Origin of the sequence: Sphingobacterium sp. HJSM2_6 (assembly GCF_049316305.1) — a bacterium.
Taxonomy (GTDB): domain Bacteria; phylum Bacteroidota; class Bacteroidia; order Sphingobacteriales; family Sphingobacteriaceae; genus Sphingobacterium.
In genome coordinates, this window is record NZ_JBMOXB010000011.1 from 102,594 (window position 1) to 116,259 (window position 13,666).

At 34.6% G+C, this 13,666-nt stretch carries 6 protein-coding genes; all 6 read right to left on the reverse strand.

From position 1 onward, the window contains the following. Positions 1–119 precede the first annotated feature (119 nt). A complete protein-coding gene (locus ACFRAE_RS11185; protein ID WP_422797241.1) occupies positions 120–2,546 on the reverse strand; it encodes an ABC transporter permease in 2,427 nt (808 codons plus the stop codon). Between the two features lie 118 nt (positions 2,547–2,664). After that, complete coding sequence (locus ACFRAE_RS11190) at positions 2,665–5,067, reverse strand: ABC transporter permease (protein ID WP_422797242.1); 2,403 nt, start codon at positions 5,065–5,067, stop codon at positions 2,665–2,667. A 142-nt stretch (positions 5,068–5,209) separates the two neighbouring features. Continuing rightward, a complete protein-coding gene (locus tag ACFRAE_RS11195) occupies positions 5,210–7,576 on the reverse strand; it encodes an ABC transporter permease (RefSeq protein WP_422797243.1) in 2,367 nt (788 codons plus the stop codon). Between the two features lie 114 nt (positions 7,577–7,690). Then, positions 7,691–8,371 (reverse strand): ABC transporter ATP-binding protein, encoded by a 681-nt coding sequence (locus tag ACFRAE_RS11200; RefSeq protein ID WP_422797244.1) that lies wholly within the window; start codon positions 8,369–8,371, stop codon positions 7,691–7,693. Positions 8,372–8,395: 24 nt separating this feature from the next. Then, entirely contained in the window at positions 8,396–10,765 is a 2,370-nt protein-coding gene (locus ACFRAE_RS11205; protein ID WP_422797245.1) for an ABC transporter permease, read from the reverse strand. Positions 10,766–10,861: 96 nt separating this feature from the next. Continuing rightward, complete coding sequence (locus ACFRAE_RS11210; protein WP_422797246.1) at positions 10,862–12,112, reverse strand: efflux RND transporter periplasmic adaptor subunit; 1,251 nt, start codon at positions 12,110–12,112, stop codon at positions 10,862–10,864. Positions 12,113–13,666 lie beyond the last annotated feature (1,554 nt).

Below are 13,666 nucleotides of genomic sequence, written 5' to 3' on the forward strand. Positions count from 1 at the left end.
GCTTTTGCTTCAAGTTCTTGATCAATTTCAATAATAAATTTATTCGTATGTGTCTAATGTCTTATTTCTAATTCTATTTTTTAACTTCCTCCGCTTTACGATCTTATCAAACAGTTAAACTATTCATCCCTCAAGCTCTCCACTGGATTAGCTTTAGCAGAAATCATTCCTCGTAAAAATATGGCGAAAAAGATTATTAAAAAGATGGGGATTGCTCCAATTAAGAAATACCAAAATTCTAATCTAATTCGATACGCAAATTCACTCAACCATTCATTCATAATCCAAAAAATAAAAGGAAATGAAATTATAATTGATGTTATAATTAGTCGTAAAAATTCATTTGAAAGTAAGGCTATTAGATTAAAAACACTTGCACCATGAATTTTACGAATTGCTATTTCCTTTGATTTGTTTTTTAATATTATCAAGATAAAGTTTAACAGACCAGCCATTGATAAACCAATGCAATAAATTGATAATAAGAGAAAAAGTTTGGCTTGATTAATTTCTTCCTCATATAATTTCTGAATTTGATCCTCTACAAAATGAAAATCAAATTCATCATTTGGATACAATTGATGATATGTGTTTTTTATAAAGGAAATATTTTCTGTTATATCATTATTATCAATTCTAATAAATGCATTTCCAGAATTTCCAGAATCTGCACGAAAAATGGCTAAAGGGGCTTCATTTTTAAAGGTAGTTAATTGGAAATCCTTAATTATTCCAACAACAGTTCCAAAAAGCAAAGGCATTGAAATGATGGTATCAATTGAATTTATCTCTAATTTCTTCGCAGTAGTTTCAGTAATAATTATTGGAAGATTATTAAGTGAAACTGGGTTTTTATTTAATTTATTATCTTTTTTATTAACATTTGAATATATTAAGTCAGCCAAATTAGCATCAGACTGTCTAAAATAACGCCCTTTAACTAATTGCGTTTTTAAATTCTGCAAAAGGTCAAATCCAATTTCGTAAAATGAAAAAGTTAACAACCTAGTTGAATCACTTGGATCTTTCATTTCACTTGTTATATTTGAAGGATTTCCAACTTCGGTATTACCAAAATAGCTAACATTTTTAACGGATGTTGATTTCAGTAGGTTATTTTTAAAAACTTCAACATTCTTTTTTACATTTTTCACGAGAACCAAATGTTCTCTTTCAAAGCCAATATCTTTTTTAGTAATAAAATGAATTTGTCTATGAATTATAATTGTGCTTATTATAAAAAACAATGAAATACAAACTTGAACAACTATTAATACTCTTTGAGGTGAAATATCTAGTTTAATTTTTGTTATTTTCTTACGAAAAAACACAGCGTAATCACTTCTATAAATAATTATGGCAGGATAAACGGTAACAAGAATGGACATGAAAATTACAAACGTAGTTACTACTATTAAATTTTCTATACTATATAAATAACTAATTGACGTATTAATTCCTACTAAATGGTTAAAATCTTTCCAAGACAAATACGACAGATAAAGAGCTAGTAAACTTGATAGGATATAATAAAACAAAGATTCAAAGAAAAAGATTAGTAAATTTTGTGTTGAATTTGCACCTAGAAATTTTCTTATCCCAATTTCCTTTAATCTGAAAATTGATTTTGTGATAATAAGATTAATAAAATTGACAGAAGAGATTCCCAAAATTAAAAAACCTACCAAAATATACTTATATATAATTCTGATGTCTTTATATTTAACCTCAAAACGATCCGAATGAATGGATTTTAGATGGAGATCTTGAACAGGAAATAAAATAATTTCATTAGAACTTTCAAAACCATTTAAATGCAAGAATTTATTTATCTTTTCTTCAAGTTTCTTAATGTCTGTACCTTCTTTAATTAACACATATTGCGAAATCCTACTATAACTTTTCAAATTAATATTAACATTCAATGCAGTTTTATTTAGTATAAAAACATCTGATTGGAAATGATTTTGTTTCGGAATATTTTCTACGATTCCTTTTACTATTAAAATTTGCGAACTATCTTTATTTACTTTTATTTTTAAAGGCTGACCAATTGGATCCATTTTCCCAAATAGTCCTTTTGCTGCTTTTTCTGTAATAACTACATCACCTTTAACTACTAAATATTTTTTAGACCCAGAGAGAAATTTTAAATTAAATACATCAAAAAAATTAGAATCAATATCCGAAACTCCAAAATTTAAATTTGAATATTTTGACTCTACATACCCATTACTAATAGCCTCATTTTGAGCAAAAAAGAAAGTTCCAACAACTACTTCTGGAAATTCCTGAGGTAAAATAGTCTTTAAAGATGTATGTGAAAAACCACTGATTCCATCATGCCCTTTACTATTTTTTGTCAATAATTTATAAACTTGGTTTGAATTACTGTAAAATTTATCATATCCGAACTCATACCTAACATAGGATGCAATTAATATTACAATAGTTAAACTAACTCCCAAACTAAGGATATTAATTGCGGAATTAATTTTATTATTTTTAAAATTCCTATAAATTACTTTAAAATAATTAAGCAACATTTTTCAAAATTTAATGTTCAATTATGAATTTAAATACACTGATATAATACCTTTTAAAGCTAATTTTATTAGAATCATATTAAATCAATAACTCTATTTCTACTGCCTAACAATTAAACTATTCATCCCTCAAGCTCTCCACTGGATTAGCTTTAGCAGCTTTGATGGATTGATAGCTCATCGTGATAAATGCAATGATTAAAGTAAGCAATGCGGGAACGACAAACATCCACCATTGAATTTCTACTTTATACACGAAATCGGCCAACCATTTATTAATTGCCCACCAGGAAATTGGTGTAGCTATAACAATAGAAATGAAAATTAACTTGATATAATCTTTTGACAAAAGCGAAACTATACCTGATATAGAACTACCTAAAACTTTACGTACACCTATTTCTTTGGTACGTTGCGCAGTACTAATAGTTACCAAACCAATTAATCCTAAGCAACTAATCAGTATCGTAATGACCGTAGAGAGATTAATGATCTTTGTAAATTTGTAATCGGATTCATACAAACTCTTGATATGATCATCGTAAAATGTATAAGAGAAAGGAGCATATGGATAATATTCTTTCCATTCTTTTTCAATAAGCGAAATAGCTTGTGTCCATTCCTTAGGATCATCACTCAATCGAATATTAAGCTGCTGTAACATTCCTCTTTTATTCGAAGCACTTAATGCGATAGGTTCCATGGGTGAATGAAAATTCTTATTATGAAAATTGCCCACCACCCCTACAATCTGTATAGGTTTGTCTGAAATTTTAACGATTTGACCAACGGCTTCTGCTGGCGACTTAAACCCTAAATTCTGAATGGCAATTTCATTCAACACTACGCCTGAGCTACTGTCTGCAAGCGCTAATGCTCTACCTGCCAATAAATTAAGCTGATATACCTCAAAATAATCATTCTCAATATATTTAAATGGCATATTCACCATCACTTCACCAGTATCCGATTGATGAAAAATATTATTCCCCCAATGGTCATTATTCATGATCAAATGGCCTAAACTCACATTGGAAATCTGCTGATATTTTTTTAAATTATTCTTTAAAATAAAAGGGTCTTTATCCCCTCCTTGACTGGATTTATAGGGCAATTTGAGGTTTATAATGGCATTCTTATTAAATCCAGTATCTTCAATCATCATAAACCGCATCTGAATACCCATTATTATCGTAAGAACTACAAATGCTTGCGCTATAATAAACTGGAAGATGATAAGGGCCTTTCGGATCGACAGGTTCCCACCAGAGATTTTACTAATTCCCCTAAATTTTAGCACATCTACTATTTGAACCCTATTAATTAAGTAAAGTGGATAAATACTGCTCAGGAGGGTTAATAAAATAATCAAACCAATTAAGAAGGAAATCATCAATCCCAGGTCTTGAAAAGTATGCATCTCATTGGGAAAATACTTATTAAAAGACTTTTCAAAAATCTTCACTAGCGGCCAAGACAATAATAATGCAAAAAGACATATAAAAAAGGTCTCTACTATAAAGGACAAATTCGAGTGACGAGCTTGTTCTCCTAGTGTCTTTCGAATACCAATTTCCTTTGCACGATAAGGAACTTGAGCAGTTGATAAGTTAATATAATTTATACAAGCTAAGATTAACAAAAAGCTTGCAATTCCCATCAATCCATATAAAACTTTTTTATCTACTGCATCCTGTAGGTTTAAATCAAAATGAACTTCATCCAATGGAGCAAGTTTCAAGGCTGCCTTTAGATTATATTTACTAAAATTAGCCTCGGTCATGTCCACCAACTTCTTTTCGGCTAATTTTAAAAACTCATGGCTATCACTTGGATTCTTAAGCTTAATAAAAATTTTAAAATTTGAATTCGAACTTGTCCAATTATCCTGTTCATATTTATTCTCGCTAAACTGTAAAAATTCTTTGGAGGTAAAACTACTGGGATACTCTAAATCCTTAACGATTCCACTGACGCTATATATTTCTGAACCGTATTTTAAATTCTTTCCTAGTATTTGCGCTGCCTCCAGTTGAGGGAAATATTGTTTTGCCCTGGACTCAGTCAGCACGACCTCGTTCTTTCCTTTATAAATAGAATTAATATTTCCTGCAATCCAAGTATAAGGAACCAATTTAAAATAATCGCTTGTCGTTTCCGACAATAAATTAGGATCATTGAAAACCACAGAATCCCCATCCCGAAATATTTTTACTTCATCAAAAGATTTATCATAAACTGGAGCAATGAACTCCGCAATGGAAACATTTTCCTTCAGATATTGAGCCATTGGATAGGTATTACCATCAAATGTATTTACTTTAGCACCTTCCTTATAGGCCGAATAAAGTTTATAAATCCTTTCCCGATCAGGATGTTCCTTATCAAAAGCATATTCATAACTTACAATACTAAACACGATCCAACAGGCTGATATCCCAATTGCTAAACCCAGAATGTTTAAGCCAGTAAACAACTTGTTTTTCCAAATTTGACGTAGTATGAGTTTAAGTCTTTTCATTTTATTTGTTGTGTGTGTGGTTTGATATGGAAACTTAGATTTGAGATTTATAACTTAAAAACCAAAGGTTCCATTTCTCTATTAAATTGGATAATGATGAGTTGGAAAGTAGGTGTCTATTTTCTCATACCTAGTATTTAAACTATTCGTCCCTTAAGCTATTTACTGGATTTGTGCATGCGGCTTTTAAAGACTGATAACTTACGGACAGCAAGGTTATTAACAATGCGCTAAAACCAGCAATCAAAAAGATATCAAATCCTATATTAATCCGATAGGTATATTTAGTCAGAAAACTATCCATTGCCCAATAAGCAAATGGAAATGCTATTCCACAAGCGATAAGGACCAAGACCATAAATTCCATGGATAAGAGTTTAGTTAAATTGAATATGGAAGCTCCTAGCACTTTGCGAATCCCAATTTCTTTCGTTCTATTTTCTGCCATAAAGGCTGCTAAGCCAACTAATCCTAAGCAAGAAATCAAAATGGTAAGGCTAGCAAATAAACTGGCTAATTGTCCAATTTTCACGGACTCATCGAATTTCATGGCATACTCTTCATCCACAAACTGATAGTCAAATGGATAGTCCGGATTAAACGTTTTGTAAATAGCTTCCATACCTTTTAAAGCCTCTTGTGTAGGCATGGACTCTTTGATTTTAATATGTGTTACATTCATATTTCCATGAGCTCCTTCGATCATTAAGGGATTAATAGGATCAAAAGGCGACTCTTGAATAAAATCTTTAATGACACCGACTACATGCCATTCTCGATCATTATCATATATTATTTTACCCAATGGGTCTTTAAATCCCATTAATTTAGCGGCTGTTGCATTGATAATAATTCCAGAAGAATCGGTAGGATAAGTTTTCAAATCGAAATCACGGCCCGCAATCAAGGTTAAACCTGCGGTTTCCACGATCTTATCGTCGGCAGTCGTTCGATTAATAATAACTGTATTATTTTCGGCTTTCCCTTCCCAATGCATGCCATTGCTATTGCTCCACCGCTGCGTTATTGGTGACATACTCCGAGTTACAGAGCTCGCTATTCCTTTAGCTATTAACTCGTTTTTAATTAATTCTGATTTAGCAGCAATATCTCCTTGTTCATAGATGTAGAGCAATCTTTCTTTATTAAAACCAAGCGCACGGTCTTGGCCATATTGGATTTGCTTTCTGATTCCCAGTGTACTGATGATTAACACAATAGCAATGACAAACTGTGAAACCACTAATAATTTTCTAGGATTTACAGTTCCCAACAGCACTGCTAATTTTCCTTTCAAGACCTTAATTGGCTGAAAGGAAGATAAATAAAAGGCAGGATAGCTCCCTGCCAATACACCTGTAAAAAGAATAAATCCAATAAAGAATATCCAAAAATAGAGGTTGCCTAATTCCAATGTTAGTTTTCGATCTACTAATGTACTATACGCCGGTAAGCTTAAGAAAACGATTATCACTGCTATAATTCCGGCGAAAAGTGCAATTAATATTGACTCAGTCAAAAACTGAAAAATCAACGAACCACGTTTTGCTCCAACCACCTTTCGTACAGCAACTTCTTTCGCTCTTCGTTCACTTTGAGCTGTACTCAAATTCATGAAGTTGATGCAGGCAATCAATAAAATGAAAGCTGCAATCACCGTAAAAATCCTCACGATTTCTATTCTTCCCCCCCTGGCTTTTCCATCGACATATTTATTGTACAACCAAGCATCTTTTAACGGTTGTAATAGGTTTTCACGAGTGGCTTCATGATGCCTTTGCGTAAGTCCTTTAAAAGAATTCCGCAGACTATTGACATTCGTGCCGGCTTTAAACTCGACCATAGTTGTAATCGAGTTATTTCCCCAGTTCTGATCATCATACCCGATTTTCTCCATATACTTCCAAGGAAGGAAATAACTGGTTTTAGTCATAAATGAATTACTTGGAGGATTGGCTAAGACAGCTGCAATAGTAAAATAATCCACACTATCTATTTTCACTGTTTTCCCAATTACATCTGTATGCGCGAATAAGTTCTTCGCAAAGTTTTCAGTGACTACAATTGCCGTAGGTTGATGGATGGCCTGAACAGGATCTCCTGCAAGCACTTTCAAATCAAACATATTAAAGAAACTCGTATCTACAAATAGTCCAGAAAACGAATTTATTTTTTTATCCCCCACAGCAAATAAAAATCCTGCAGCTGTATTTATTCGGGTTACATGATTCACTTCTTCGGGATAATCCGCTTTCAATGCTGCTGCCAAAGGCTTAGGTGTGCTAAACCACACCTCCAATTTATCACCCCAATAGTCTTTATTTCCTACCGTATATATTTGATCTGTTTTCGGATACATCCGATCATGCGTCAACTCGCTCCTAACCCAAATAAAAATTAACATCGCCGCAGCCATACCAATCGCCAAACCAATAATATTGATCGCTGTAAAACCTTTATTCTTCTTCAGGTTTCTCCACGCTATTTTAATGTAGTTGCTGCTTGCCATGATTTGAGATTTGAGCACTGTTATTAACGATGAGCTGTAAGCACTGTAAACATTCGTTCAATTTCTCGATACAATGAAATCTGTGTTTGCATCATCTATTCTGTTGACTAATAGCTATGCCGGAGTAAGCGTTTCCAAGATCACTTGTCCATCTAGCATACGGATAACGCGATCAGCAAACTTAGCGTCATGCTCGGAGTGAGTCACCATCACGATGGTGGTACCAGCTTCGTTCAATTCTGTAAGTAATTGCATGACTTCATTACCGTTGCTTGAGTCCAAATTACCTGTGGGTTCATCGGCAAGTATAAGTTTTGGATTGTTCACAACCGCCCGTGCAACCGCAACACGCTGTTGTTGACCACCAGATAGCTGCTGAGGGAAGTGATTACGACGGTGCATAATCTGTACTTTTTCCAGCACTTCTTCCACCCGACGTTTTCGTTCAGCAGAAGGTACATTGGTATAGACTAGCGGAAGTTCCACGTTTTCAAAAACGGTCAATTCATCAATCAAATTGAAACTTTGAAATACGAATCCAATATTATGTTTTCTCAAATCGGAGCGTTTTCCTTCTTTAAAATCAGCCACCTCAATATTGTTAAATAGGTAACTCCCTTCATCTAAATCATCCAATAAGCCTACAATGTTAAGCAAGGTCGATTTTCCACAACCTGAAGGACCCATCACTGCTACAAACTCCCCCTCCTTAATATGAATATTTACATGATTTAAGGCCACAGTTTCTACCTCCTCAGTTCGGTAGAATTTTTGCAGATTTGTAATTTTTATCATAAATCGATCTTTAATATCTTGTTATTACTCGTTTCTTAATTTTTTTGTAGGGTTGCTTAAAGCTACCCGTAATGCTTGCGTACTGATGGTAATGATGGCAATGAATATGGCTAATAAGGCAACTGCCAAAAAGCTGACCCAAGGGATATTTATACGGTAAGTATATTCTTGCAGCCAATCCGTCATAAACCACCAAGCAATTGGAAATGCAATTAAACAAGCTATAAAAACGAGCTTAATGAATCCAATATTCAGCATGGTGACTAATCCACGAACTGATGCTCCCAACACTTTACGGATACTAATTTCCTTAGACCTTTGCAGTGCAGCTAGAGAAGCTAAGCCAAACAATCCTAAACAACTAATGATAATAGCTAAAACCGCAAAATAGCTTACTAATTTTTGCAATAGCATTTCCGATTTAAAAGAATTCTCAAAGGTTTGATCTAAAAATCGATAATCAAAAATAGATTCAGGACTATGTTTCTTAACGATAGATTCTACTTTTAAAATAGCTTCTTGCATTTGCACTTCTTTCTTCATTTGGATACTTAATGATCCTGCATGATCCACAAAAGGAGCGATCAGCAGTGGATCTGCTGGAGCAAATACATTATTATAAATATAATCTTTAAGCACGGCAATAATCGTAAACTTGGTTTCCCCATTATATAAGGTTTTACCAACGACATTCCCATCGGCTTGAATAATCTTCGCAAATGCTTCGTTGACGAGTAGAGAAGTACTATCTCCTCGCAATTGTGGATTGAAATTACGACCAGCTAAAATTGTCATCCCAAGGGCATCAACCATATCTGGATCGAAAAAGGTATACCCAATTAGTAGATGTTGATCTTTATTTTTTCCATCCCAGGTAAAAGAGGATGAATTTGAACCAACACGCAAAACATTTTCTGAACTAATTCCAACATTCTCCACGAATCCAGAAGTTAACATATCTTCTTTTATTGCTGTATAATGTTGATGCATGTCGGCGCTCAACGTACTGGTGAGCACTTGGCTGCGTTCAAATCCTAAATCCCTATTTTTGATATGACTCAATTGGAAATATATAATTAAAGTACAGATCATCATCACGATTGCTGTACTAAACTGCACGACCACCAATCCTTTTCGTATATAAGCAGAAACACCTTCGCGCAATTTTTCTCCTTTCAAGCTTTGCAACGGTTTGAACGAGGAGAGAAAAAATGCAGGATAGCTGCCTGCTACCAAGCCGCAAATCAGTATAATCGCTGTGAAAAACAGTAAACTTTCCAAACTCCACAACTGAAAATTCAAACTTTTTTCACAAAGCATATTAAAGGCTGGAAGAACTAAAAAAACTAAAGCAATGGCCAATAGGGTTGCAATCATAGCAAAGACAATGGACTCGCCTAAAAACTGGAAAATTAATATTTTTCGCTGTGCACCTACCACTTTTCGAACAGCAACTTCTTTAGCTCTTTTCTCGGATCTTGCTGTTGACAGGTTCATAAAATTGATACAGGCCATAAATAACACCAACCAGGCAATAATGGAAAATAATTTCACATATTTTATATATCCTTCTTTGGGGTTTTCTTTCCCATCTTGAAAACTGTTGTATAAATGCAAGCGATTTAAAGGATATAGAAAATGTTCCGAAAATGTCGTCTCCTCATTGGTTTTAATCTTTACAAAAGGCATTAATTGCTCATTAATTCGAGCTAAATCTGCTTGCTTATCTAACTTCACTAATGTTTGTACAGCATTACTGTTGTAAGCTTTCAGAAAGTCCTTTCCTTGCGCATATTTTTCAAATGGGATAATCCATTCGTACTGAAAATTTGAATTTTTCGGAAAATCTTTTGTTACCGCACCCACAGTATACGATTCAGCACTATTAAATTTTACAGTTTTCCCTAATGCAGGCTCATTTCCAAAAATTTTCTTAGCAGCCGTTTCATTTAAAACCAGGGTATGAATATCTTTCAATGCCGAAATTCGATTCCCTTCTACATATTCCACAGTTAATAAATCCAGTAAATTAGGATCTGCATAATAGCCTAAGGCATTGATTAACTTTTCTTGATTGGCAAATACAGCATTTTCAGACCAACTTAACCTGACAGCATCTTCAATCCCAACCAGCTCCGCTTTAATATCTTGGGCTAATGGCCCTGCGGAAGATTGAAACACATAGGTTGCTCCATCATAAGTTTGCTTTGATTTAACAATATATAATTGTGCTTTATCCTTAAAATAGTTGTTGTAAGAAAGTTCGTCCTTCACCCAAAGAAAGATTAAACAGGCAACCATGATGCCGATAGCAAGTCCAAAAATATTGAGAAAACTATATCCTCTAGTCTTCCAAATATTTCGTAGTGCAGTAATAAAAATGTTCTTTATCATTGGTTGCTAAATTTCGTTCCTTTGAAGTGTCTACCACCCTTGTTGTAATTGGTTAGTTTAAACAAGGGCTTCGACATTTACTCAACTTCTACTTGATTACTTAATACTTAATTCCTGAATTTTATCATAGGTTTCGTAACTAGAGACAATCACTTTATCCCCTGCTTTTAGTCCACCCATGACTTCGTAAAATTGTGGATTTTGCCTACCCAATTGAACATCTACTCGATACGCTGTTGTTCCTGATTTATCTAATTTAAAAATCCAATTACCCGCAGTTTGTTGGTAAAAACCACCCTTTGCTAGCAGAAGTGCTTTCGTTTCATCACTTAATGCTAGTCTAATGGATAAGGTCTGCCCCCGTCGAATACTTTCTGGCTTATCCCCAACAAATTCCATATCCACTTGAAAACGCCCATCTTTAACTTGGGTATATACTTTTTTAATACGCAATTGATAGGATTTATCCCCAATATTAAATTGCCCTTGTAGGTCTGGGAAGATCCGGTTAATATAATGCTCATCTATATCTGCACGGATTTTAAATCCTGTGAGCACATCAATCTGTCCCAAACGGTCTCCAGCAGGTTTACTCTGGCCAATTTCTGCATCAAAGGAGGTTAATTGACCATCCACTGGTGCACGAACAATTAAATCTCCAACTTTTTGGCGCATAAGTGCTAAAGCATCTTGCGTACGCTTGTAAGTTTCACGATCTTGATTTAGCTTCTGGTTGGTAGAAACTTGATCCTGATCTAGAATCTGTTTCGTTAATTCAACCCGTTCTTTTTGGTAGTGGTATTCGTTTAAAGATTTTTGATATTCCTGTGAGCCAATCGCCTTCTCGGCTAATAATTTCTTATTCAAAACATAGATACGTTCTGCTTCCTTTAATCCTTGCTCCACATCAGCCATTTGATTCCGATTGTTAATGGATACTTGCTGTGCATTCGTCTGTGCGATTTGCGCTTGGGTCAATAAATTCAATACTTGCGTTTCTTGATTTACTAAACTTAATTCCAAATCGGTATTAGAGAGTTTCATTATAGGATCTCCTTTTTTAAGGTGACTGCCATCTTCTACATATTTCTCTTCTACCCTACCCCCAACTGAGGCATCTAAATAAATACTGCTAATCGGCAATACCGTACCATTAATAGGAATAAATTCCTGAAAAGTATCCTCCTTCACTTCAAAAATGGTGATTCTTTCTGCATCTACATTGAGTTTACTATTTCCACTGGTGAAATAATAACTTGCCGCTATCAAAGCAACAATCCCAACTATCCCCAAGAGAGTCAGTATGCGTTTGGTATTCCATTTCTTTTGTTTAATCGGTCTGTCCATGTAATTATTCTGTCTATTTCAGGAACTGTATAGACAAGGTTATGCCAAAAACACAATCGACTGTATTTCAATACTATAAATGAATTGCAGTCAAATTTAATGTTCGAAAGCGAACAGTTTCTGTGCGGAGGTGAACAGGTATCGGTGAACACTGAATTTTACAGGCGAAGCCTGCCAAGTACTGCGTCTTCTCGATGAGGAACGAAAAAGCAATCTCAGAAATTTGGTTGAACCATTGGGGAAATGAATGGAATGAATTTACTGAATGGAAAGAAATCCTATGCTGGTAAGAAACTATATTCAGGAAATTCAGGTTAATCATGTCCTCTTGATTCAAAACTAAGCCGAGTACCAACTCTAAATACCAATTACTAAATACGAGGATTTGTCCGCTCATAGCCCCGGAGAGCCTAGTTACTTTTGAAAGAGCAAAAGTAACCAAAACTCTTTGACCCATTTAAGGCGGCTTTTCGCACAAGGCGAGTGCACACAGCAAAAACATCTTAATGGCTGGAATTCGCTACGCACTTCCTAGGCCATCCCTCCCGCTCAATGGCCACGATGTTTTGGCTGTCTTTCCGCCGCTGGAAATGGGCCGAAGGGGCACCTGCTATACAGGTGCTGAAATCAGGCTTCGCCTGAATTAGTTCCTCCGTCCTTGCGATGAGAAACAATGAAGCAATCGCTGAACTTTGGTTGAACCAAGAGGAAATGAATTTATTGAGTTTAATGAATGGAAAGAATACCTGAGCTAGTATGAAACTATATTCAGGAAACTCAGGTTAATCATGGCCTCTTGGTTCAAAATCTCATATATCATGTCTAACAGACTTAACAAATTGAGAATGTAATTGATTTCATCCGGATCTCCTTCGGACTTTCGTCGAATTTGGCATGAATCTTCATTGAAAAAATGCGAATAAGGAGCGGGTGAAATCTGGGGTAGATACCCAGTTTACCCTTATCCAAGCCCTAGAATAATACATTAAATAGTTATCTGGAGGTGTTGATTCTAAAAGTTGCAGTCTTTGACCTTGAAATCATGAAAATGGGTGAAATCCCTACAATTGAACTTATAAAGACTTAAAATTACAGGAGAGACAGAAAATCAAATGACTTTATTGTCGATTCTAGAAGATCATAACCATAAAATGAAGTTTTTGCTGAGCGATGGCTTTCCGGAAAATACCCTGAAGGGTTGGAGGACGACTTATTCACACTTAGAAAATTAAATCACACAGGAATATGCAATTACAGATACGGAACTCCCTAGAATTGACCATTCTTTTATAGTAGACTATGAAAACTATCTTCGATCTGAAAAGGCCTGTTCAGATATTTCAACTGGCTGGTATCTTTAGCATCTAAGAAAGATTATTAATCTATGCTTGACTCATGGGTGGATTATCACAAATCCTTCCCAATATTATAAGACACATATCAGCAGGTCAATTTGCTACTGAATCGTATGGTCAACTCCACCGAAATATCTAAATAACTGTGAATGTTTCTGAAAATCTTAAAAATTTCGTTTATCAGCATGTATAACGGGGA

Bases quoted from the DNA above. Each gene is read 5' to 3' on its own strand.
- ACFRAE_RS11190 (WP_422797242.1), bottom strand. From the start codon at position 5,067: ATGAAAAGACTTAAACTCATACTACGTCAAATTTGGAAAAACAAGTTG.
- ACFRAE_RS11205 (WP_422797245.1), bottom strand. From the start codon at position 10,765: ATGATAAAGAACATTTTTATTACTGCACTACGAAATATTTGGAAGACT.
- ACFRAE_RS11195 (WP_422797243.1), bottom strand. From the start codon at position 7,576: ATGGCAAGCAGCAACTACATTAAAATAGCGTGGAGAAACCTGAAGAAG.
- ACFRAE_RS11200 (WP_422797244.1), bottom strand. From the start codon at position 8,371: ATGATAAAAATTACAAATCTGCAAAAATTCTACCGAACTGAGGAGGTA.
- ACFRAE_RS11185 (WP_422797241.1), bottom strand. From the start codon at position 2,546: ATGTTGCTTAATTATTTTAAAGTAATTTATAGGAATTTTAAAAATAAT.
- ACFRAE_RS11210 (WP_422797246.1), bottom strand. From the start codon at position 12,112: ATGGACAGACCGATTAAACAAAAGAAATGGAATACCAAACGCATACTG.